General features: G+C 70.3%; 20 protein-coding genes and 2 pseudogenes. 7 read left to right on the top strand and 15 right to left on the bottom strand.

The features are described from left to right. Nucleotides 1–3 precede the first annotated feature (3 nt). Complete coding sequence (locus tag GKE56_RS04105; protein WP_154683459.1) at nt 4–936, top strand: heme A synthase; 933 nt, start codon at nt 4–6, stop codon at nt 934–936. Between the two features lie 22 nt (nt 937–958). Here GKE56_RS04105 and GKE56_RS04100 read toward each other — a convergent pair whose 3' ends face one another. From GKE56_RS04100 to GKE56_RS17210, 3 genes are all read right to left on the bottom strand, one after another. Beyond that, nucleotides 959–1,399 (bottom strand): VOC family protein, encoded by a 441-nt coding sequence (locus GKE56_RS04100; RefSeq protein ID WP_154683458.1) that lies wholly within the window; start codon nt 1,397–1,399, stop codon nt 959–961. Nucleotides 1,400–1,449: 50 nt separating this feature from the next. After that, the gene (locus GKE56_RS17800) at nt 1,450–1,584 is read right to left on the bottom strand and encodes a hypothetical protein (RefSeq protein ID WP_255424977.1); all 135 of its coding nucleotides are present in this window, start codon (nt 1,582–1,584) and stop codon (nt 1,450–1,452) included. Between the two features lie 81 nt (nt 1,585–1,665). Then, nucleotides 1,666–1,839 (bottom strand): hypothetical protein, encoded by a 174-nt coding sequence (locus tag GKE56_RS17210; protein ID WP_230209175.1) that lies wholly within the window; start codon nt 1,837–1,839, stop codon nt 1,666–1,668. Here GKE56_RS17210 and GKE56_RS17205 point away from each other — a divergent pair. After that, a complete protein-coding gene (locus tag GKE56_RS17205) occupies nt 1,838–2,098 on the top strand; it encodes a hypothetical protein (RefSeq protein WP_230209174.1) in 261 nt (86 codons plus the stop codon). The genes GKE56_RS17210 and GKE56_RS17205 overlap by 2 nt on opposite strands. Before the next feature lie 83 nt (nt 2,099–2,181). Here the strand turns inward: GKE56_RS17205 and GKE56_RS04090 are convergent, their stop codons facing one another. Next, the gene (locus tag GKE56_RS04090; protein ID WP_154683457.1) at nt 2,182–3,132 is read right to left on the bottom strand and encodes a heme o synthase; all 951 of its coding nucleotides are present in this window, start codon (nt 3,130–3,132) and stop codon (nt 2,182–2,184) included. Nucleotides 3,133–3,295: 163 nt separating this feature from the next. Here GKE56_RS04090 and tkt point away from each other — a divergent pair, with 163 nt between their 5' ends. Genes tkt through opcA form a run of 5 tightly spaced genes read left to right on the top strand, consistent with a single transcriptional unit; the run spans nt 3,296 to nt 11,814 of the window. Further along, on the top strand, nt 3,296–5,593 hold the full coding sequence (tkt, locus tag GKE56_RS04085) for a transketolase (protein WP_370518453.1): 2,298 nt from the start codon (nt 3,296–3,298) through the stop codon (nt 5,591–5,593). A gap of 5 nt (nt 5,594–5,598) precedes the next feature. After that, a complete protein-coding gene (gene tal, locus GKE56_RS04080; RefSeq protein WP_154683456.1) occupies nt 5,599–6,735 on the top strand; it encodes a transaldolase in 1,137 nt (378 codons plus the stop codon). Beyond that, on the top strand, nt 6,732–8,393 hold the full coding sequence (locus GKE56_RS04075; RefSeq protein WP_154683455.1) for a glucose-6-phosphate isomerase: 1,662 nt from the start codon (nt 6,732–6,734) through the stop codon (nt 8,391–8,393). The genes tal and GKE56_RS04075 overlap by 4 nt, the downstream gene beginning before the upstream one ends. Then, nucleotides 8,390–9,934: a glucose-6-phosphate dehydrogenase gene (gene zwf, locus GKE56_RS04070; protein ID WP_154683454.1), complete on the top strand. Its 1,545-nt coding sequence runs from the start codon at nt 8,390–8,392 to the stop codon at nt 9,932–9,934. The genes GKE56_RS04075 and zwf overlap by 4 nt, the downstream gene beginning before the upstream one ends. Further along, nucleotides 9,931–11,814, top strand: coding sequence for a glucose-6-phosphate dehydrogenase assembly protein OpcA (gene opcA / locus GKE56_RS16840; protein WP_195908232.1), 1,884 nt, complete (start codon nt 9,931–9,933; stop codon nt 11,812–11,814). The genes zwf and opcA overlap by 4 nt, the downstream gene beginning before the upstream one ends. A gap of 77 nt (nt 11,815–11,891) precedes the next feature. Here the strand turns inward: opcA and GKE56_RS04055 are convergent, their stop codons facing one another. From GKE56_RS04055 to GKE56_RS04005, 11 genes and pseudogenes are all read right to left on the bottom strand, one after another. Beyond that, entirely contained in the window at nt 11,892–12,242 is a 351-nt protein-coding gene (locus GKE56_RS04055) for an RNA polymerase-binding protein RbpA (protein WP_154683452.1), read from the bottom strand. A 22-nt stretch (nt 12,243–12,264) separates the two neighbouring features. Then, nucleotides 12,265–12,510 carry a preprotein translocase subunit SecG gene (secG, locus tag GKE56_RS04050; RefSeq protein WP_154683451.1) on the bottom strand — a complete coding sequence of 82 codons (246 nt, stop codon included), beginning with the start codon at nt 12,508–12,510 and terminating at the stop codon, nt 12,265–12,267. Nucleotides 12,511–12,584: 74 nt separating this feature from the next. Next, complete coding sequence (gene tpiA, locus GKE56_RS04045) at nt 12,585–13,391, bottom strand: triose-phosphate isomerase (protein WP_154683450.1); 807 nt, start codon at nt 13,389–13,391, stop codon at nt 12,585–12,587. Beyond that, nucleotides 13,391–14,614, bottom strand: a complete 1,224-nt coding sequence (pgk, locus tag GKE56_RS04040) for a phosphoglycerate kinase (protein ID WP_154683449.1) — start codon at nt 14,612–14,614, stop codon at nt 13,391–13,393. Before pgk ends, tpiA begins: the two co-directional genes overlap by 1 nt. 18 nt (nt 14,615–14,632) lie before the next feature. Then, on the bottom strand, nt 14,633–15,637 hold the full coding sequence (gap, locus tag GKE56_RS04035) for a type I glyceraldehyde-3-phosphate dehydrogenase (protein WP_154683448.1): 1,005 nt from the start codon (nt 15,635–15,637) through the stop codon (nt 14,633–14,635). Between the two features lie 175 nt (nt 15,638–15,812). Further along, nucleotides 15,813–16,988, bottom strand: a complete 1,176-nt coding sequence (locus tag GKE56_RS04030) for a nucleotide sugar dehydrogenase (RefSeq protein WP_154683447.1) — start codon at nt 16,986–16,988, stop codon at nt 15,813–15,815. Beyond that, nucleotides 16,985–17,965, bottom strand: a complete 981-nt coding sequence (whiA, locus tag GKE56_RS04025; RefSeq protein ID WP_154683446.1) for a DNA-binding protein WhiA — start codon at nt 17,963–17,965, stop codon at nt 16,985–16,987. The genes GKE56_RS04030 and whiA overlap by 4 nt, the downstream gene beginning before the upstream one ends. 133 nt (nt 17,966–18,098) lie before the next feature. Continuing rightward, nucleotides 18,099–19,033: pseudogene (yvcK, locus tag GKE56_RS04020) on the bottom strand (uridine diphosphate-N-acetylglucosamine-binding protein YvcK). Nucleotides 19,034–19,037: 4 nt separating this feature from the next. Then, nucleotides 19,038–19,874: an RNase adapter RapZ gene (gene rapZ, locus GKE56_RS04015; RefSeq protein WP_154685611.1), complete on the bottom strand. Its 837-nt coding sequence runs from the start codon at nt 19,872–19,874 to the stop codon at nt 19,038–19,040. 89 nt (nt 19,875–19,963) lie between these two features. Continuing rightward, nucleotides 19,964–21,947 (bottom strand): annotated as a pseudogene (gene uvrC / locus GKE56_RS04010) (excinuclease ABC subunit UvrC). A gap of 97 nt (nt 21,948–22,044) precedes the next feature. Continuing rightward, nucleotides 22,045–22,497, bottom strand: a complete 453-nt coding sequence (locus GKE56_RS04005; RefSeq protein WP_154683444.1) for a Rieske (2Fe-2S) protein — start codon at nt 22,495–22,497, stop codon at nt 22,045–22,047. Nucleotides 22,498–22,730 lie beyond the last annotated feature (233 nt).

The raw sequence follows: 22,730 nt of genomic DNA, 5'->3' as shown, positions 1-22,730 counted from the left end.
GCCGTGACCGCAGCACCCGCCAGGCCCCTTGCCGCTCCCCCAGCCGCCCGCGGATCGGTCTGGCTCCCCCGCGTCCTCCTGACGAACCTCGTCGTGGAGGTACTCATCGTCGTGACCGGGGGCCTCGTCCGGCTCACTGGCAGCGGGCTCGGGTGCCCGACCTGGCCCCAGTGCGTTCCCGGCTCCTACGTCCCCGTGCCGCACCAGGCCGAGGGCTGGCACCGTTACGTCGAGTTCGGCAACCGCACGCTCACCAGCGTCGTGAGCATCGCCGCCCTGGCCACCGTGTATGCCGTGTGGCGCTGGGCCGGCCGCCGTCGTGACCTCATGGTGCCGGCCTGGGTCGTCCTCGGGGGGGTGGCGACGCAGGCCGTCCTCGGCGGGATCACGGTCCGGACCGGGCTGAACCCGGTCACCGTTGCGGCGCACTTCCTCGTGTCGATGTGCCTCGTCGCCGCCTCGGCATACCTCGTCTTCCGGTCGCCCGAACCACGTGGTCCGCGCCCCCTCGTCGTGCCGCCCCTGGTCGAGCGGCTGGGCTGGGCCGCGTGCGCGGTGGCGGCCGTGGTGTTGGCGCTCGGCACCGTCGTGACCGGCTCGGGCCCCCACTCCGGCGATGCCCACGAGCCGGCCCGGTTCGCCGTCGACCCGCGCAGCGTGTCGTGGCTGCACGCCGACTCGGTGATGGTGTTCCTCGGGCTGGCGCTGGCAGTGTGGCTCGCGGCGCGACTGACCGCCGCCACGACCGCGCCCGTCCGCGCCTGGAGCGGCGTCCTCGCGGTGACCGTGGCTCAGGGCGTCGTGGGGTACACCCAGTACTTCACCGGCCTGCCCTGGGGCGTCGTCCTCATGCACATGCTGTTGGCCTGCCTGCTCGTCGTGGCACTCACCCGCGGCATGGTCCGGCTGCGCGGAACGGCTGGCGCGGCCGCCTGACGCGGCCGCCTGACGCGCGCGCTCAGCCGATGCGTTCGGCGAGCGAGACGATGATCCCTTCCGGGCCCCGGACGTAGGCCATCCGCCACGCATCCTCGTACTCGCCGATGCCCCCGACCAGTCCGTAGCCCTCGCTCGCCGCCCAGTCGACGGCCGCCCGCAGGTCGTCGACCTCGAAGGAGACGTTGCGCAGTCCCAGCTCGTTGGCCATGGCGGCAGGCGAGCCGGGTACAGAATCCGGCCGCACGAACCGCGCGAGCTCCAGGCGGGCGCCCTCGTCAGGGGACTTCAGCATGACGATCTCGGTGCGGGAGTCGGGAATGCCGCAGACCGTGTCGATGAACTCGCCCTCGACGAACGCCCTGCCCTCGACCTCCAGGCCGAGCGCCACGAAGAAGGCTGTCACCGCGTCGAGGTCGGCGACCGTGATGCCGATGTGGTCGAAGCGTCGTACATAGGACATGGGTGCTCCCGTCGTCGTGTCGACCAGCCTGGAGACCAGGCGTGGGGCCGCTAGCCGCGCCGACGATAGCGCCGGATGCGCCTCCGGGCCCACCGGTAGGCCTCGTAACCGGCCGTGGCCGTCGCGACGCTGAGGGTGAGGGCCGTCAGGGCCAGGTCCGCCTTGTTCTGCTCGCGTAGTCGCATGACCTTCACCTGCCCATCACCGTCCTCGCACACACCTCCCCGGAGACCGCGTGCGGCCGCATCCGATACGGTCGGGGCGACTCAGTCCGAGCGTCGGGAACGCGGCACCAGCAGAGCGACGGTGACCGCCAGGATCACCGTGCCGATGGACTCCACCACCAGCGTGGTGGGCACCAGCGTGAAGCTCAAGACCTCGTGGATGCCGAAGAGCCCCACGGTCAGCGCGAGCACCAGGGCGAGGAGCGTGCCCACCATGAACAAGCAGGCTCAGCACCGTCGCCAGCGCCAGGAGCCGGCCACGCAGCACGAGGACGGCGACCGTGAGCACCAGGGCACCCGCTGCGTTGAGCACGAACAGCTTGCCGAGCACGCCGCCCACGCCGTCGAACACGAGGTAGAGATGGATGGCGCCCATGACGAGCAGACTGAGCGCGCTGAGGAGTCGCCAGGCCATCACCGTGCGGTGGCTGACGCTGGAGCGATGGTGTGTTCCGGCCGCGAAAGGCTGCGATGACATGTCTGACCTGCCTTGCATCGGTGGCCCGGGCATGCGGGGCCCTGTACAGGTGACACGGACGATGCGGCCGAAAGGTTCAGTCAGCGGTGGAACAGCGGAAGGTACAGCAGGGGGTCGACGGCCACGCCGAGGAAGAGGATCCCCACGTAGGTGATGGAGAAGTGGAACAGCCGCATCGGCTTCAGGACCGCGGGCCCGGCGCCGGCTCGTGCCGCGCGCAGCAACCGGTGGGCCTCAGTGACGAACAGGCCACCGGTCACGAGCGCGGTGAGGAGATAGACCCACCCCATCGGGTTGACCCAGACCAGCGCCAGCGAGGCCACGACCATCGCCCAGGAGTACGCCACGATCTGGCGCGCGACGACGACGAACTCCTCGACCACCGGGAGCATCGGCACATGCGCCGCGGCGTAGTCGTCCTTGAACTTCATCGACAGCGGCCAGTAGTGCGGCGGCGTCCAGAAGAAGATCACCAGAAACAGGACAAACGCCGACCACGACAGGGAATTGGCCACAGCGGACCACCCGATGAGGACGGGCATGCAGCCGGCTGCCCCGCCCCAGACGATGTTCTGCGCGGTGCGTCGCTTGAGGATCATGGTGTAGCCCACGGCATACATGACGATGGCACCCAGCGAGAGACCCGCGGAGAGCAGGTTGACGGTGAGCGCCAGCCACACGGTGGAGGCCACGGTGAGTGCCACCCCGAAGGCCAGACCCGCCCTCGGGGTGATCTCCCCGGTCACCATCGGGCGGTTGCTCGTGCGGTGCATCTCGGCGTCGATGTCGCGGTCGTAGACGCAGTTGAACGTGTTGGCCGCCCCGGCGCTGAGCGAGCCCCCGACCAGGGTGGCGACGATCAGCCACAGCGAGGGAATCCCCTTGTGCGCCAAGAACATCACGGGCACCGTGGTCACGAGGAGCAGCTCGATGATGCGGGGCTTGGTGAGCGCCACGTAGGCGGCCACTTTGCCACCCCGCCGACGCGGAGGGGACGCGGAGATCCGGGCAGACGGATCGAGTGCGGTCACGGCGTCCTTCGAGGTGGTGCTGGTGCTTCCGGGCCGGGTCAGTCTATCCCGGCGGGCGGGGCGCCCACCGTCGGGACTGGATGCGACGCAGGTCACCCACGGGACTAGTCTCGGATCGTTGTCGTGCGTCGCCTGTGCAGCTCAGTGTGAGGAGAACCGATCCGTGCCCACCACCACCCGATCCGCGAAGTCCCAGCCCCGCAGGAAGCGCAGCGCCTCGTTGCCCCGTCCGGTGGCCCGGAAGGCCGGCTGGAGCGACCTCGACGTCCGCGCTGTGGACACCACTCGACTCCTTGCGGCCGATGCCGTGCAGAAGGTCGGCAATGGCCACCCCGGCACGGCGATGAGCCTGGCCCCCGCGGCATACCTGCTCTTCCAGAACGTCATGACCCACGACCCCGGGGACGCGTCCTGGCTCGGCCGTGACCGGTTCGTCCTGTCCGCGGGGCACTCGAGCCTCACCCAGTACATCCAGCTCTACCTCTCCGGCTACGGCCTCGAGCTCAAGGACCTCCAGGCCCTGCGCACCTGGGGGTCGCTCACCCCCGGCCACCCCGAGGTCCACCACACCCGGGGCGTCGAGATCACGACCGGCCCGCTCGGCTCCGGCTTCGCGTCCGCGGTCGGCATGGCCATGGCGCAGCGTCGCCAGCGGGGCCTGCTCGACCCCGACGCGGCGCCCGGCGAGAGCCCGTTCGACCACCACATCTGGGTCATCGCCTCCGACGGCGACCTCATGGAGGGCGTGTCGGCCGAGGCGAGCTCGCTGGCCGGTCACCAGGAGCTCGGCAACCTCACCGTCATCTACGACGCCAACCAGATCTCCATCGAGGACCAGACCAACATCTCGTTCAGCGAGGACGTCGCCGCCCGCTACGCCGCCTACGGCTGGGACGTCGTCGACGTCGACTGGCGCGGCAACGGTGACGGCGCGGAGTACGTCGAGAACGTCGACGCGCTCTACGCGGCCCTCCAGAAGTCCAAGAAGGCCAAGCGCCCCACCCTGGTTCGCCTCCACACGATCATCGCCTGGCCTGCCCCGACGAAGCAGGACACCGGCAAGTCCCACGGTTCCGCGCTCGGCGACGCCGAGATCGCCGCCACCAAGGAGCTGCTCGGCTTCGACCCGGCCAAGACCTTCGAGGTCGACCGGGCCGTGCTCGCGCACGCCCGCAAGGTCGTGGCCCGCGGCAAGGCCGCCCACAAGGCGTGGGACAAGACGTATGCCGCGTGGCGCAAGGCCAATGCCGACCGCGCCGCGATGCTCGACCGGCTCGTCGACGGCAAGCTGCCCGACGGGCTCGACGACGCGTTGCCGGTGTTCCCGCCCGATATCGACAAGGGCATGGCGACCCGCGCCGCGTCGGGCAAGGTGCTGACCGCATTGGCCGGGATCATGCCCGAGCTCTGGGGCGGGTCGGCCGACCTGGCCGAGTCGAACAACACGACCATGGAGGGCGAGCCGTCCTTCATCCCCAAGGCGAAGCAGACCCGCGACTGGAAGGGCGGCCCCTACGGCCGGACCCTGCACTTCGGCATCCGCGAGAACGGCATGGGGATGATCCTCAACGGCATCGCGCTCGAGGGCCTGACCCGACCGTACGGCGGAACGTTCCTCGTCTTCTCGGATTACATGCGCCCTGCCGTCCGCCTCGCCGCGATCCAGCAGCTGCCGGTCACCTACGTCTGGACCCACGACTCCATCGGTCTGGGCGAGGACGGGCCGACCCACCAGCCGATCGAGCACCTCGCGGCGCTCCGCGCCATCCCCGGCCTCGACGTCGTCCGCCCGGCCGACGCCAACGAGACCGCTGCCGCGTGGGCCCAGGTCCTGCGCAACGGCCGTCCGGCCGGACTGGCCCTCACCCGCCAGAACCTCCCGGTGCTCGACCGCAAGAAGTACGCGAAGACCACCGGGGTCGCCAAGGGCGCCTACGTCCTCATCGACGGTGGCCCCGACGGCAAGGGCAAGCCGGACGTCATCCTCATCGCCACGGGCTCCGAGGTGTCGATCGCGCTGGACGCCCGGGAGACCCTGGAGCGCCAGGGGATCCCCACCCGCGTCGTCTCGATGCCGTGCCGCGAGTGGTTCGAGGACGCCGGCAAGGCGTACCAGAACCGCGTGCTGCCGCCCGAGGTCCGTGCCCGCGTGAGCGTCGAGGCGGCCGTGTCGCTCGGCTGGCACGACCTGGTCGGTGACGCCGGCCGCAGCGTCAGCATCGAGCACTTCGGCGCCTCGGCCGACTACAAGACCCTCTACCGCGAGTTCGGCTTCACCCCCGAGGCCGTCGTCAAGGCCGCCAAGGACTCGCTCAAGGACGCCAAGGCGACCGCGCGCAGGAGCGCTGCGGCCACCGTGACCCAGACGCGCCCCCGGGCCGAGGTGTCCCCCACCAAGGCCACCGATACGACCACCAAGAACAGTGCTGCGACCAAGAGCGCAGCCAGCAAAGGGAAGTGACCCACGTGACTGAGAACGCAGCACTCAAGGCTCTCGCCGACAACGGCGTCTCCGTCTGGCTCGACGACCTCTCCCGCGAGCGGATCGAGACGGGCAACCTGCAGGAGCTCATCGACTCCAAGGGCGTCGTCGGTGTGACGACCAACCCGTCGATCTTCCAGGCCGCGCTCGCCAAGGGCGACCGCTACGACGCCGACCTGCGCACCTTCGCCGCGGAGGGCAAGACGGTCGACGAGACCGTGTTCGCCCTGACGACGTCCGACGTGCGCAGCGCCTGCGACATCCTCATGCCCGTGTTCGAGTCGACGAACCACCTCGACGGCCGGGTCTCGATCGAGGTCGACCCGCGGCTCGCGCACGACACGGCCAAGACGGTCGAGGAGGCCAAGAAGCTCCGCGAAGCCGTGGACCGGCCCAACGCCCTGATCAAGATCCCGGCGACGGTCGAGGGGCTGTCCGCGATCACCCAGGTCATGGCCGAGGGCATCAGCGTCAACGTCACGCTGATCTTCTCCCTCGACCGCTACCGCGGGGTCATGAACGCCTTCCTCACGGGCCTGGAGCAGGCGCGCGAGAACGGCAAGGACCTCGCCAGCATCGCCTCCGTGGCGTCGTTCTTCGTCTCCCGCGTCGACACCGAGGTCGACAAGCGGCTCGACGCCATCGGCACCGACGAGGCCAAGGCGCTCAAGGGCAAGGCCGCTGTCGCGAATGCCCGGCTGGCCTACCAGGCCTACGAGGAGGTGTTCTCGACGCCGCGTTGGCAGAACCTCGAGGACGACGGCGCCAAGAAGCAGCGCCCGCTCTGGGCCTCGACCGGCGTCAAGGACCCGGCCTACTCCGACACCCTCTACGTCACCGAGCTGGTCGCCCCCAACACGGTCAACACCATGCCGGAGAAGACGCTCGATGCCGTCGTCGACCACGGTGAGGTCACCGGCGACACGATCACCGGCGCCTACGCCGACGCCGCCGACGTGCTCGACGCGTTGGAGCAGCTCGGCATCTCGTATGCCGACGTGACGGCGCAGCTCGAGCGCGAGGGCGTCGAGAAGTTCGAGACCTCCTGGAACGAGCTGCTCGACGAAGCACAGTCCGACCTGGACCTGGCCCGCGCCGACGTGTCCCAGGGCGACAAGTGAGCGCACTCGGCGTGGTGGCGTCAGGGCCAGCAGCCGATGCCATCGCGACCCGGGTGCCCGAGCTCGTCGAGGCCCAGTTCGCCAGCAAGCTGTTCGCCCAGGACGCCACCCTGTGGGGTCCCGAGGCCGAGTCCGAGTCCGCGATCCGGTTGTCCTGGGTCAACCTGCCCCGGTCGTCGCGTCCCCTGCTGGGTGAGATCAGCGCGGTCCGCGAGCAGCTCCGCGGTGAGGGCGTGGACCGCGTCGTCCTGTGCGGGATGGGCGGCTCGTCGCTGGCCCCCGAGGTCATCTGCGCCACCGCTGGAGTCGACCTCGTCGTCCTCGACTCCTCCCAGCCCGACATGGTTCGCGACGCCCTCGTCGAGCTGGCGCGCACGGTCGTCGTCGTGTCGAGCAAGTCGGGGTCCACCGTCGAGACCGACTCCCAGCGCCGCGCCTTCCAGGCGGCGTTCTCCGAGGCCGGCATCGACCCGACCACCCGCATCGTCGTCGTCACCGACCCCGGCAGCCCGCTCGACGAGCAGTCCCGTGCCGACGGATACCGGGTCATCAACGCCGACCCGAACGTCGGCGGCCGCTACTCCGCGCTGACCGCCTTCGGGCTCGTGCCCTCGGGCCTGGCCGGCGCCGATCTCGAGGCGCTGCTCGACGACGCCGAGGCCGTGGCTGACGTGCTCAGCGCCGACGACGACGCCAACCCCGGGCTGCGCCTGGGCGCCGCGATGGCCGGCACCTCTCCCCTGCGCGACAAGCTGGTCCTGGTCGACGAGGGCTCCGGCATCTCCGGTTTCGCCGACTGGGCCGAGCAGCTCATCGCCGAGAGCACGGGCAAGCAGGGCACCGGCATCCTGCCTGTGGTCGTCGGCGGCCCCACCGACCCCGAAGTCGCCTCGCCTGCAGGCGACGTCACGGTGGCCCACCTGGTGGGTGACGACACCGGCGCCATCGGTGACGCGGGTGACACCCTGGTGCACGCCGACCGCTCCCAGATCGAGATCAGTGGCCCGCTGGGTGCCCAGCTCCTGCTGTGGGAGGTCGCGACGGCGGCCGCCGGGCGCCTGCTGGGGATCAACCCCTTCGACCAGCCCGACGTCGAGAGCGCCAAGAAGGCCGCCCGCGCCCTCCTCGACCAGGGCACCGGCACGACCGCGGCTGCTTCGGCCACCGATGGCGCCGTCGAGATCCGCGCGCTGGGCGGTGACTGGCTCGGCGACGCCGCCACCGTCGGTGACGCCGTGGCCGCGCTGCTCGACCAGCTCGACCCGGAGCACGGCTACGTCGCGGTGATGGCCTACCTCGACCGGCTCAAGGACGCCGCACTGGCGCAGGTCCGCCCGGTCGTCGCCCGGCATACGGCACGACCCACGACGTTCGGCTGGGGCCCGCGTTTCCTGCACAGCACGGGGCAGTTCCACAAGGGCGGCCCCGCCACCGGCGTCTACCTCCAGATCACCACCACGCCACACGAGGACCTCGCGATCCCGGGGCGTGAGTTCACCTTCGGTGACTTCATCGCCTCGCAGGCGGCCGGCGACGCCCAGGTCCTCGCCGAGCACGACCGGCCGGTCCTCCAGCTGCACCTCACCGACCACGACGCAGGTCTTGCGCAGGTCACCGAGGCGCTCTCCCAGCTGTCCCCCTCGGAAGGCGAGGCATGAGCCCCACCCGCGTGACGCAGGACCTCAACCCCCTTCGCGACCCGCGAGACAAGCGCCTCCCCCGCATCGCCGGCCCCTGCGGCCTGGTGCTGTTCGGCGTCACCGGCGACCTCGCCCGCAAGAAGCTCATGCCGGCCATCTACGACCTCGCCAACCGCGGCCTCCTGCCGCCGGGCTTCTCGCTCGTCGGGTTCGCTCGGCGCGACTGGGCTGACCAGGACTTCGGCAAGATCGTCTACGACGCGGTCAAGCAGCACGCCCGCACACCCTTTCGCGAGAGCGTGTGGCGCAACCTGGCCGAGGGATTTCGTTTCGTGCCAGGCACGTTCGACGACCCGAACTCCTTCGACCTGCTCGCCGAGACGGTCAAGTCGCTCGAGGAGGAGCGTGGCACGGGGGGCAACGTCGCCTTCTACCTGTCCATCCCCCCGTCGATGTTCTCCGTCGTCTGCGAGCAACTCGAACGCTCGGGCCTGAGCCAGCCGGCGCGCGACTCGTGGCGCCGCGTGGTCATCGAGAAGCCGTTCGGCCACGACCTCAAGAGCGCTCGCGAGCTCAACGACATCGTCGAGGGCGTGTTCCCCCCTGACGCCGTCTTCCGCATCGACCACTACCTCGGCAAGGAGACGGTCCAGAACCTCCTGGCCTTCCGGTTCGCCAACCAGATGTTCGAGCCCGTCTGGAACGCCAACTACGTCGACCACGTGCAGATCACCATGGCCGAGGACATCGGCATCGGCGGTCGCGCTGGGTACTACGACGGCATCGGCGCCGCCCGCGACGTCATCCAGAACCACCTGCTCCAGCTGTTGGCGCTCACTGCCATGGAGGAGCCCGTCTCCTTTGCCGCGCAGCACCTCCGGGCGGAGAAGGAGAAGGTCCTCTCGGCTGTCCGTCACCCGCGCGACCTGAGCAAGTCAACTGCCCGCGGCCAGTACGCCGCCGGGTGGCAGGGCGGCGAGCAGGTGATCGGCTACCTCGACGAGGACGGCGTCGCCGCCGAGTCCCGCACCGAGACGTATGCCGCGATGAAGGTCGAGATCGACTCGCGCCGCTGGGCGGGGGTCCCCTTCTACCTGCGCACCGGCAAGCGCCTCGGCAAGCGGGTGACCGAGATCGCCGTGATCTTCAAGAAGGCCCCGCACCTGCCCTTCAACGACACCGCCACCGAGGAGCTCGGCCAGAACGCCGTGGTGATCCGGGTCCAGCCCGACGAGGGCATCACCATGCGGTTCGGCGCCAAGGTGCCCGGTGCCCAGATGGAGGTGCGCGACGTGACGATGGACTTCGGCTACGGCCGTGCCTTCACCGAGTCCAGCCCCGAGGCCTACGAACGCCTGATCCTCGACGTGCTGCTCGGCGACCCGCCGCTGTTCCCCCGCCACGAGGAGGTCGAGCTCTCCTGGCAGATCCTCGACCCGGTCGAGGCGCACTGGGCCAAGCAGAAGGGCCACGTCGAGCCCTACGTGTCCGGCGGCTGGGGACCCGCCAGCGCCGACGACATGATGCGTCGCGACGGCCGAGTCTGGAGGATGCCGTGATCGTCGACCTGCCCAGCACCTCGACGGTGGCGATCAGCAAGAAGCTGGTCCAGCTCCGTCAGGACACCGGGGCGATGGCCCTCGGTCGTGTCCTCACCATGCTCATCGTGGTCGACGAGCTCGACGCTGACGAGGCGATCGAGGCCGCCAACGACGCGAGTCGCCAGCACCCGTGCCGCATCATCGCCGTCGTCATCGGCAACAAGCGGGGCCAGTCGCGCATCGACGGCCAGATCCGGGTGGGCGGTGACGCCGGTGCGAGCGAGGTCGTCGTGCTGCGCCTCTACGGCGCGCTCACCGAGCACGGGCGCAGCGTCGTCATCCCGCTGCTGCTGCCCGACTCCCCGGTGGTCGCGTGGTGGCCCAAGGACGCCCCTGCCAACGTCTCCAAGGACCCCATCGGCTCGATGGCCCAGCGCCGCATCACCGACGCCGCAGAGTCCAAGAGCCCGCGCACCACCCTCAAGGGTCGGGCGAAGACCTATGCCAAGGGCGACACCGACCTCGCCTGGACCCGCATCACGCTGTGGCGCGGCCTCCTGGCCGCCGCCTTGGACCAGCGGCCGTTCGAGCCCGTGATCGAGGCCACCGTCAGTGGTGGCTCCGACTCCCCGTCGACCGACCTGCTCGCGGCCTGGTTGGCCGAGACGCTTCGCTGCCGGGTCACCCGGGCCCGCACCCGGGTCGGCACCGGCATGGTCAGCGTCCGTCTCGAGCGCCGCAGTGGCAGCGTCGACCTTGTCCGGCCCGACGGCCAGATCGCCACCCTGACCCAGCCCGGCCAGCCGGTGCGTCGCATCTCGCTGGCCCGCCGTGGCACCGCGGAGTGCCTCGCCGACGAGCTGCGCCGCCTCGACCCCGACGAGATCTACGAGGAGACCATCCGCAAGGGCCTGACCCGGATCGACGGCAAGAGCGTGACGGCCAGCGAGGCCGTGCGCGACGGCGACGCCCCGTCCGTGGAGGAAGCCCAACGCGAGTCGCGCCGGATCGCGCGCACCTCGACCAAGGCCAGTAGCGCCACGATGGTCCAGGTACCCCCCGCCTCCGGAGCACGCCGACGAGCACACCGTCAAGAAGGCCGCAGCACGCAAGCTCGCGAAGAAGAAGACCACGTCATGATCTCGGCATCGCCCCGCGTCGTCGTCCACCCCTCCAAGCAGGAGCTGTCCGACGCTGCCGGCGCCATGCTCGTCAAGGCGCTCGTCGAGGCCCAGGCCGCGCGCGGTGAGGCGTCGCTCGTCCTCACCGGCGGCTCGCTCGGTTCGGCGATCCTGGCGTCGGTCGCCGCCCTGCCCGACCGCGACGCCGTCGACTGGTCCCGGGTCGACGTGTGGTGGGGCGACGAGCGCTTCCTCCCCGAGGGCGATCCCGACCGCAACGAGACGCAGAACCGCGAGGCGCTGCTCGACGCCGTGCCGCTCGACCCCGCCAGGGTGCGGGCGATGCCCGGCCCCGACGGGCCCGACGGTGACGATGTCGAGGCCGCCGCGCAGCGGTATGCCGCGTGGCTCGGCGAGGCGGCCGGCGACGGCGCCGACTCCCCCACCTTCGACGTCCTGCTGCTCGGTGTCGGCCCCGACGCCCACGTGGCGTCCCTGTTTCCGGGGCACCCGGACCAGCTCCGCTCCGGCGTCCCGGCCGCGGCCGTGCACAACTCCCCCAAGCCGCCGCCGACGCGGATCACCTTGACCTTCGAGGCGTTGAACCGCGCCGATCGAGTGTGGTTCCTCGTGGCCGGAGCCGACAAGGCGCACGCCGTCGCGGTCTCGGTCGCCGGGGCACCCCCGCAGGAGTCCTCCGCGGCCCAGGTGCGCGGCATACGGGAGACGCTCTGGCTCGTCGACGCCGACGCCGCCTCCGACCTCTCCCACCCCTGACGACTTATTGCCCTGAATCCACCGCCGAGGCCCTTCCGGGACCCGAATCTGGTGGATTCAGGGCAATAAGTCGAGGACTACTGGATGAGCTTGCGGTCGCGCAGCGTGGCCAGGGCCTCTTCGAGGATGGCCTTGCCGTCAGCGTCGGAGCGACGCTCCTTCACGTAGGCCAGGTGCGTCTTGTACGGCTCGACCTTCGGCGGAGCAGGCGGGTTGGCCTCGTCCTGACCGGCGGGGAAGCCGCACCGGGGGCAGTCCCAGGTCTCGGGGACGGCGAGCCCGGGCTCCTCGGCGAAGCTCGGCCGAGTCTGGTGGCCGTTGGCGCACCAGTACGAGATGAAGACGCGGGGAGCCGCCTCACCGCGTTCGGCCTCGCCCATGGGGCCAGCGCCGACACGGCTGCCGCGAATTGCGTTACCACCTGCCATGAATGCTCAGGGTCCCTTCGGATCAGTGGGAGAAGCGGTCGATGAGACCGATGCCGACGATGCAGGCGAACCACACGATGCCCACAGCGACGGTGAAACGGTCGAGGTTGCGCTCGGCGACCGACGACGACCCCAGCGAGGTCGACATGCCACCGCCGAACATGTCGGACAGGCCGCCGCCCTTGCCCTTGTGCAGCAGGATCAGGAGGGTCAGGAACAGACCACCGATGACCAGCAGCACCTGCAGGCCAATTCGTACGGCTTCCACGTTCTAGTCACCCATCGTGTCGAGGTCGGAGCAGCCACCGAAAAGGCAGCGAGGATCAGGATACCTGTTGGGGTTCAGACCGTGGCCATGTGGTCGCGGAAGCGGCAGATCGAGGCGAACTCCTCGGGGACGATCGACGCCCCGCCCACCAGTGCACCGTCGACGTCCTCCTGGCTCATGATCGCCGCGACGTTGTTCGCCTTGACCGAACCGCCGTAGAGCACGCGCACGCCGTCGGCCAGGTCTCCGGAGTACAGCTCCGCCACCGTCGTGCGGATCGCGGCACAGACCTCCTGGGCATCCTGCGGAGTGGCCACCTCACCGGTGCCGATCGCCCACACCGGCTCATAGGCGATGACGATGCTGCGAGCCTGCTCCGCGGTGACGCCCTCGAGCCCGGCGCGCAGCTGCATGAGCACGTGCTCGAGGTACGTGCCCTCCTGACGGACCGCGAGGTGCTCGCCGACACAGAAGATCGGCGTCAGGCCGTGCCGGTATGCCGCCTTGACCTTGGCGTTGACGACGTCCTCGGACTCGTGGTGGTACTCACGGCGTTCGCTGTGACCCGCGAGGACATAGGTGCAGCCCAGCTTGGCGAGAAAGGCCCCGGACACCTCACCGGTGTAGGCGCCCGAGTCGTGCACGGAGAGGTCCTGTGCGCCGTGGCGCAGCTTGAGCCGGTCGCCGTCGATGAGGGTCTGGACCGAACGCAGGTCGGTGAACGGCGGCAGCACGGCCACCTCGACGGCCGCGAAGTCGTGCTTGCCGTCGCGCAGCGTCCAGTCGAGCTTCTGGACGAGGTGGGTGGCCTGGAGGTGGTCGAGGTTCATCTTCCAGTTGCCGGCCATCAGCGGGGTGCGACCGGTCGTCTTGGGTGCCATCAGCGGGTGGTCTCCTCGTCGAGCACGGTCAGGCCGGGCAGCTGTCTGCCCTCGAGGTACTCCAGGCTCGCGCCGCCCCCGGTCGAGATGTGGCCGAACTGGTCGTCCGTGAACCCGAGCTGGCGCACCGCAGCAGCCGAGTCGCCGCCACCGACCACCGTCAGCGCGCCCCTCTCGGTGACCTCGACGAGGGCCTTCGCCACGGCAGCCGTGCCCGCGGCATACGGCGCCATCTCGAACGCACCCATGGGGCCGTTCCAGAACACGGTCTCGCAGTCCTTGAGCTTCTCGGCGAACAGCACGCCGGACTCCGGGCCGATGTCCAGGCCCATCCGGTCGGCCGGGATCGCGCCGGCGGGGACGACCTCGTGGTCGGCCTCGGCGGAGAAGGCCGTGGCCGCCACGATGTCGACGGGCAGGACGATCTCGACGCCGCGCTCCTTGGCCTGGTCGAGGTAGCCCTTGACGCGCTCGACCTGGTCGGCCTCGAGCAGGCTGGTGCCGACCTCGTAGCCCTGGGCCTTGAAGAAGGTGAACACCATGCCGCCACCGATCAACAGGCGGTCGGCGGTCTGCAGCAGGTTGTCGATCACGCCGAGCTTGTCGGAGACCTTGGCGCCACCGAGCACGACGGCATACGGCCGCTCGGGGCTCTCGGTGAGCCGCTTGAGCACCCCCACCTCGGTCTCGACGAGCCCACCGACGGCCGACGGCAGCAGCCGGGCCACGTCGTAGACCGACGCCTGCTTGCGGTGCACGACCCCGAACCCGTCGGAGACGAACACATCCGCCAGGGACGCCAGCTCGCCAGCGAACGCGGCCCGCTCGTCGTCGGTCTTGGCCGTCTCGCCGGGGTTGAACCGCAGGTTCTCGAGCAGCACCACGTCGCCGTCCTGGGCTGACTCGACCGCTGACCGCGCGCTCTCCCCCACCGTGTCGGTGGCGAAGGTGACCTCGCGCCCCAGCAGCTCGCCCAGCCGCGTCGCGACGGGCGCGAGGGAGTAGCGGTCCTCAGGAGCGCCCTTGGGGCGGCCGAGGTGGGCGCACACGACGACGCGCGCACCCGCCTCGGAGAGCGCCGCGATGGTGGGCACCGACGCGCGGATGCGACCGTCGTCGGTGATCGTCGGACCAGCTGCACCGGGCTCGAGCGGGACGTTGAGGTCGGACCGGACGAGGACGCGTTTGCCGCGCAGGTCGCCCAGCTCGGAGATGGCTCGCATCAGTGGTGGCTCAGCCGCTCAGAGCGTCTGACCGACGAGGGTCACCAGGTCGGCGAGGCGGTTGGAGTAGCCCCACTCGTTGTCGTACCAGCCCACGATCTTGACCTGGTTGCCGATCACCTTGGTCAGCCCTGAGTCGAAGATGCAGGAGGCCGGGTCGGTCTCGATGTCCTTGGAGACGATCGGGTCCTCGGTGTAGACGAGGACGCCCTTGAGCGGGCCCTCGGCGGCGGCCTTCATCGCGGCGTTGACCTCGGCGGCTGTCGTCTCACGACCGGCCTCGAAGGTGAGGTCGGTGGCCGAGCCGGTCGGCACCGGCACGCGCAGCGCGTAGCCGTCGAGCTTGCCCTTGAGCTCGGGGAGCACGAGGCCGATGGCCTTGGCCGCGCCCGTGGACGTCGGGACGATGTTGAGGGCGGCGGCGCGGGCGCGGCGCAGGTCCTTGTGCGGGGCGTCCTGGAGGTTCTGGTCCTGCGTGTACGCGTGGATCGTCGTCATCAGGCCCTTGACGATGCCGAACTCGTCGTTCATCACCTTGGCCATCGGGCCGAGGCAGTTCGTCGTGCAGGACGCGTTCGAGATGATCGTGTGCTTGGCGCCGTCGTACTGGTCGTCGTTGACGCCCATGACGATGGTGATGTCCTCGTTGGACGCCGGGGCCGAGATGATGACCTTCTTCGCGCCACCGTCGATGTGCGCCTTGGCCTTGGTGGCGTCGGTGAAGAAGCCGGTCGACTCGACGACGATGTCGGCACCGACCGCCGCCCAGTCGATCTTGGCGGGGTCGCGCTCCTCGAACACCCGGAAGGTCTTGCCGCCCGCGGTGATCGAGGTCTCGTCGTAGGTCACCTCGCCCGGGAAGCGCCCGAGGATCGAGTCGTACTTGAGCAGGTGGGCGAGCGTCTTGTTGTCCATGAGGTCGTTGGTCGCCACGACCTCGATGTCGGCGCCGGAGGCCTGCACAGCGCGGAAGAAGTTGCGGCCGATGCGGCCGAAGCCATTGATACCTACGCGAACGGTCACGATGCCTTGCCCTTCAGGATGGGGACGGTATGCCGCGTCGTCGCGGCAGCAGTGCTCGCCACCGACCTTATTCGATGGGTCCGCCTCGCGGACACCGCGGTCCGGTGTACGGGCCGGTAACCTGCGCTCGGCGGAAGGCCGCGCGGCATACCCGAGCAGAGCCGAGCGGCAGCGCTCAGGCGTCGCCGCCGAACAGGTCCCGCGTGTAGACCTTGTCAGCGACCCCCGCGAGCTCGTCCACCATGCGGTTGGCGACGATGACGTCGGCCGTGGCCGTGAACTCGTCGAGGTCTCGGATCAGCCGGGACCCGAAGAAGGTCTCGCCCGCGAGGGCCGGCTCGTAGACGACCACCTCGACCCCCTTGGCCTTGATCCGCTTCATGATCCCCTGCACGCTGCTCGACCGGAAGTTGTCGGACCCGGCCTTCATGATGAGGCGGTGGATGCCGACGACCCTCGGTGCGCGGCGCAGGATGTCGGTGGCGATGAAGTCCTTGCGCGTCGTGTTCGCCGACACGATCGCCTCGATGAGGCTCTGCGGGACGTTGTGGTAGTTCGCCAGCAGCTGCTTGGTGTCCTTGGGCAGGCAGTACCCGCCGTAGCCGAACGACGGGTTGTTGTACCCAGGGCCGATCCGCGGATCGAGGCCGACCCCCTCGATGATCTGCCGCGGGTCGAGGTCGTGGGTCAGCGCGAAGGTGTCGAGCTCGTTGAAGAACGCCACCCGCATCGCGAGGTAGGTGTTCGCGAAGAGCTTGATCGCCTCGGCCTCGGTGCTGTCGGTCAGCAGCACCGGCACCTCGGGCGCCAGCGAGCCCTCGCGCAGGAGGTCCGCGAACCGCTGCGCCCGGTCGCTGCGCTCGCCGACGACGATCCGGGAGGGGTGGAGGCTGTCCCAGAGCGCCTTGCCCTCACGCAGGAACTCGGGGCTGAAGAGCACGGTGTCGATGCCCAGCCGGTCGGACAGGTCTCGGGTGAACCCGACGGGCACCGTCGACTTGACGACCATGACGGCGCCGGGGTTGATGGCCGTCACCTCGGACACGACCTTCTCCACGCTCGAGGTGTCGAAGTAGTTCGTCACCGGGTCGTAGTCCGTCGGCGTGGCGATGACGACGAACTCGGCGTCCCGGTACGCCTCGGCAGGGTCGGTGGTGAAGGTCAGGTGCAGCTCGCGGTGCTCGAGGAAGTGCTCGATCTCGATGTCGGCGATCGGGCTCGACCCGGCGCGCAGCAGGTCGACCCGGGCGCTGTCGATGTCGAAGGCAACCACCTCATGGCGCTGCGAGAGCAGCACCGCTATCGACAGGCCGACATACCCAGTGCCGACGACAGCCAGACGGGTCTTCACGCGTCGAGCATGTCAGGCGTGAGGTTCGCCTCCGTACCGGGGATCCCGAGGTCCTGGGCGCGCTTGTCGGCCATCGCGAGGAGGCGCCTGATCCGGCCGGCCACGGCGTCCTTGGTCATCGGGGGCTGGGCGAGCTGCCCGAGCTCCTCGAGCGAGGCCTGCTTGTGCTCGAGCCGCAGGGTGCCGGCTTCGCGCAGGTGGTCGGGGATGTCGTCACCGAGGATCTCCATGGCCCGATGGACCCGAGCCCCGGCAGCCACCGCCGCACGCGCGGAGCGGCGAAGGTTGGCGTCGTCGAAGTTGGCGAGCCGGTTGGCGGTCGCGCGCACCTCGCGGCGCATCCGGCGCTCCTCCCACGCCAGGACCGCCTCGTGCGCGCCGAGCCGGGTCAGCATCGCGCCGATGGCGTCGCCGTCCCGGATGACGACGCGGTCGACCCCGCGCACCTCGCGAGCCTTGGCCTGGATGCCGAGCCGACGCGCGGCCCCGACCAGGGCCAACGCGGCCTCTGGGCCGGGGCAGGTCACCTCGAGTGCCGAGGACCGCCCGGGCTCGGTCAGCGAGCCGTGAGCGATGAACGCCCCGCGCCAGGCCGCCTCGGCGTCACAGGCTGACGCGCTGACGACCTTGGGCGGCAGTCCCCGGACCGGGCGCCCCCGCGCGTCGATGAGGCCGGTCTGGCGCGCGAGCGCCTCGCCGTCCTGGACGACGCGCACGACGTACCGCGAGCCCTTGCGCAGCCCGCCCGCCGCGAGCACCAGCACCTCCGAGGGGTGGCCGTAGAGGTCGGAGATGCTCTTGCGCAGCCGCCGGGCGGCGTTGGCGGTGTCGAGCTCGGCCTCGACGACGATGCGCCCCCCGACGATGTGCAGCCCACCCGCGAAGCGCAGCGTGGCCGCGACCTCGGACTTGCGGCAGCACGGCTTCGTGACGTCGAGTCTGCTGAGCTCGTCCTTCACTCGTGCCGTCATCGCCATGCGGTCATCCTGCCATTCGCTCTCGTCCTCTGGTGCGGCGGACGTCTGCCGTCTCGCCGCCTGTCCCTGCGCACATCCCTGCTGAATTCACTGCCGACCACCCCGAACCCGGAGCCGGTCGAACCGGCTGGGCTCACCCGAAGACGTCACGGTATGCCGCGGCGAGCCGTAGCGTGTCATGGTGCCCGGGTTCTCCCCTTTGGCCACCTGACTCAGGACGACCTCGGCCCCGAGCCTGGACGCGGCGAAGCGCAGAGCGTCCACGTCGTCGACCGCGCCGGGGTCGGCGAGCACGACGTCGAGACGCAGCCGGGGGGCGTGGTCGGCGAGCGCCTCGACCTGTCGGGCGGCACTGATGCCGTCGGTCTCACCGGAGTGCTCGAGGTTCAAGGTGAGCAGTCGGCGCGCGCTGGTGTCGTGCAGGGCCTCGCGCAGGGCTGGGACCATGAGGTGGGGCATCACGGAGGTGAACCAGGACCCTGGGCCGAGGATGACCCAGTCGGCTGACCGCACGGCCTCGACCGTCTCGTCGGGAGCCGGCGGGTCAGGTGGCTCCAGGGCGATGGTGCGCACGGTGCCCTTGGTCGTGGCGACCGCAACCTGGCCCCGAACCGTCTCGACGGTGTCCGGGTGGGCGCGATCGGCGCCCTGGACCCGTGCCGTGATCTCGAGGGGCACGGCGGCCATCGGCAGGACGCGCCCGCGCGCGTTGAGCAGCCGACCAACGAGGTCGAGGCCCGACACGGGTTCACGGTGGATGTCCCACAGGGCGACGATGAGCAGGTTGCCCAGCGCGTGCCCACCCAGCGGGCCGTCGCCCTGGAACCGGTGCTGGAGCACGTCGCGCCAGGTGTGTCCCCATTCGGTGTCGTCGCAGAGCGCGGTGAGCGCCATGCGCAGGTCCCCCGGCGGCAACACCGAGAACTCGTCGCGCAGCCGGCCCGACGAGCCACCGTTGTCGGCCACCGTGACCACCGCCGTGATGTCGTCACAGACCAGCTTCAGGGCACCGAGCGAGGCGGCGAGCCCGTGGCCCCCGCCCAGCGCGACGACCGCCGGCCCGGTCACGCCCTCACTCCTGCCCCAGGTCGCGGTGGACGACGAAGGTGGCCACCTCGCGGGTCGCCAGCTCGGTGCGCAGCGCCTCGGCAACGGCGACGGAGCGGTGCTTGCCTCCGGTGCACCCGACGGCCACCGTGACGTAGCGGCGCCCCTCACGGACGTAACCAGCGATGACGGGCTGCATCAGCGCGACCACCCGGTCGACGAACTCCCCCGCGCCCTCCTGGCTCATCACGTAGTCGGCGACCGCCGCGTCCTGACCGGTGAAGCCGCGCAGCTCGGGGATCCAGAACGGGTTGGGCAGGAAGCGCATGTCGAACACGAAGTCCGCGTCGAGGGGCACGCCGTACTTGAAACCGAAGGACATCACGGCGATCCGGACGCGGGGCCCGCGCTCACCCGCGAAGACGGGGTGGACCTTCTTGGCCAGCTGGTGGACGTTGAGACCAGAGGTGTCGATGACGACGTCGGCGACCGAGCGCAGGTCGGCGAGCAACGCGCGCTCCCGGATGATGCCGTCGAGGAGCCGGCCCTCGCCCTGAAGCGGGTGGGGGCGGCGCACCGACTCGAACCGTCGGACGATCGCCTCATCCGTCGCGTCGAGGAACACGAGGTTGGGGTGCCACCCCCGGGCGCGCAGCTCGTCGACGGCAGTCTGGAGGTGGTCGAAGAACCCCCGGGCCCGCACGTCGACGACGGCGGCCAGTCGCGGCAGCTCCGCCCGCCGAGAGGCGTCGCTCGCCAGCTCGGCGAAGTCGACCAGCAGGTGAGGGGGAAGGTTGTCGACGACGTACCAGCCCGAGTCCTCGAGCACGTTCGCGGTCGTGGACCGTCCGGCGCCGCTCATCCCGGTGACGATGACGAGCTCGGCCCGCGCGCTGCCCGGGGTGGGTTCCGGTCGGCCGTCCTGCGCGCCTGCCTGCTCCGGCGTGGTGGTCACGGCCCTGCTCCGTCCTCGTCGATGATCTCGCCGGTCATGAGGTTCACGGCCGGGGTGGCCGGGCCCTCCTGGGCCAACTCTGCCGCAATCGTGGCCGCAAGCGCAGGACCGATGCCCGAAACGGCCTGCAGCTCCTCCACCGATGCCGCCCGGATCTTCTTGACCGAGCCGAACTCGCGCAGCAGGCTCTTGCGCAGCATCTCGCCCAGCCCCGGAATCGCGTCGAGCACCGACGCGGTCATGGCCTTGGAGCGGCGCTGGCGGTGGAAGGTGATGGCGAACCGGTGGGCCTCGTCGCGGACCCGCTGCAGGAGGTAGAGCCCCTCGCTGGTGCGCGGGAGGATGACCGGGTGGTCCTGCCCCGGCACCCAGACCTCCTCGAGGCGCTTGGCCAGGCCGACCACGGCGACGTCGTCGATGCCGAGGGCCGACAGGGCTGACTGGGCCGCGTTGACCTGCGGCAGGCCGCCATCGACGACCACGAGGTTGGGCGGGTAGGCGAACTTCTTGGGCTTGCCGGTGTCGGGGTCGATGCGCTCGGGGCCGCGCTCGGGGTCCGGCCCGAGCTCGACGTCGGAGGCCTGGTCCCGCTCGTCGAGGTAGCGCTGGAAGCGCCTGGTGAGCACCTCGTCCATGGCCGCGGTGTCGTCGACCTGCGCGCCGCGGATGATGAAGCGCCGGTACTCCGCCTTGCGGGCCAGGCCATCCTCGAAGACCACCATGGAGCCCACCACCTGGGAGCCCTGGATGTGGCTGATGTCGAAGCACTCGATGCGCAGCGGTGCGTCGGCGAGGTCGAGCGTCTCCTGGAGCTCCTGGAGGGCCTGGCTGCGGGCCGTGAGGTCACCGGCGCGGGCCAGCTTGTGGCGGGCCAGCGACTGTTGCGCGTTGCGGTGCACGGTCTCCATGAGGGTCTTCTTGTCGCCGCGACGCGGCACCCGCAGGTCGACGGTGGAACCGCGAAGCCTGCTCAGCCAGGCGGCCACGGCCTCCGGGTCGTCGGGGTCCACAGGGACCAGCACCTCGCGAGGGACGCCCTCACCCGACTCACCGCCGTAGACCTGCTGCAGCAGGTGGCCCACGATCTCGGGCAGCGGCTCGGCGTCCTTCTCCGCGACCCACCCCCGCTGACCGCGCACGCGTCCGCCCCGGACGTGGAAGACCTGGACCGCGACCTCGAGCTCGTCGTCAGCCAGGGCGAACACATCGGCGTCCGTGCCGTCGCCGAGGACGATCGCCGACTTCTCGAGGGCCTTGCCCAGCGCCACGAGGTCATCGCGGAGGCGGGCGGCCTGCTCGAACTCCAGTGCGGCCGAGGCCTCCTTCATCTGGTTCTCGAGGCGCTTGACGAACCGCGTGGTGTTCCCGGCCATGAAGTCGCAGAAGTCGTCGGCGATGGCCCGGTGCTCGTCAGGGCTGACCCGGCCCACACACGGGGCGGAGCACTTGTCGATGTACCCGAGCAGGCACGGCCGGCCCACCTGACCGGCCCGCTTGAAGACCCCGGAGGAGCAGGTCCGGACCGGGAACACGCGCAGCAGCTGGTCGAGCGTCTCGCGGATGGCCCAGGCGTGGGCGTAGGGCCCGAAGTACCGGGTGCCCTTGCGCTTGGCCCCGCGCATCACCTGGGCGCGCGGGAACTCCTCGCCCATCGTGACGGCGAGGTAGGGGTAGGACTTGTCGTCGCGGTACTTGACGTTGAACCGCGGGTCGAACTCCTTGATCCACGAGTACTCGAGCTGGAGCGCCTCGACCTCGTTGGCCACCACGGTCCACTCGACGCTGGCGGCGGTGGTGACCATGGTCGCGGTGCGCGGGTGCAGGGCCCTGGTGTCCTGGAAGTAGGAGGACAGCCGGGGGGCGGAGCGACTTGGCCTTGCCCACGTAGATGACCCGGCCGCTGGCGTCACGGAACCGGTAGACCCCGGCGTCAACGGGGATCTCGCCCGGCGCGGGCCGGTAGGTCGAGGGGTGAGCCACACCACCACTCTATGGAGCCGTACCGACGCCGCGAACCGCGGCATACCCGGCACCCACCGCGATCGCGGCTCGTGCGGTACACGGGGTCAGGCGGTGCTCAGGTGACGGTGATGCCGGCCCCGCTCACGGTCACCTTCTTCTCCGGCAGGGGTGAGGTGGCCGGACCCCGTCTGACCGCGCCGGTCGTCACGTCGAAGGCGCTGCCGTGGCAGGGACAGTTGATCGTCCCGCCCGACACGTCCGAGACGACGCAGCCCTGGTGGGTGCAGACGGCCGAGAACGCCTTGAAGTCCCCCGACGTGGGCTGCGTGACGACCACCTTCTGGTCGGGGAAGACCTTCCCGCCGCCGACCGGGATCGAGACCTTCGAGATGGCGTCCTTGATGGCGCCGGTCACGTCGTTCGAGGCGCTGCTCATCGCGTCGGAGGGGCTGCTGCCGCATCCGGCGAGCGTGGCGGTGCCGAGCGCGCCCAGCACACCCGCCGAGGCCAGCACGGTTCGACGGCAGGGGCCCGTTCCGGCGGCGCAGTCGAGTTCGGGGTGGGACATGCGGGGTCACCTTTCGGTCGCGTGCATCCGGCGGGTCGGGCCGGCGGCTGCAGTATGCCGCGCTTGTCCGGACGTTTCCTGTGTACGGCGGGTGACGGCCGCGTGACGGTCTTGTCGCCACCTCCTCGACGGATAACGACACGGTCACGCAAACGCGCAATGTCGTTACATCGGGCAGTTTGCGAGGCATAGTCTCCACAGCACCCCACCCGGGGTACCCGTGCGCGCACGCG

It is taken from the genome of Nostocoides sp. HKS02 (assembly GCF_009707485.1).
Classification (GTDB): Bacteria; Actinomycetota; Actinomycetes; order Actinomycetales; family Dermatophilaceae; genus Pedococcus.
The sequence above is the reverse complement of the archived record's forward strand: the minus strand, read 5'-3'. Positions and strand labels throughout refer to the sequence as shown.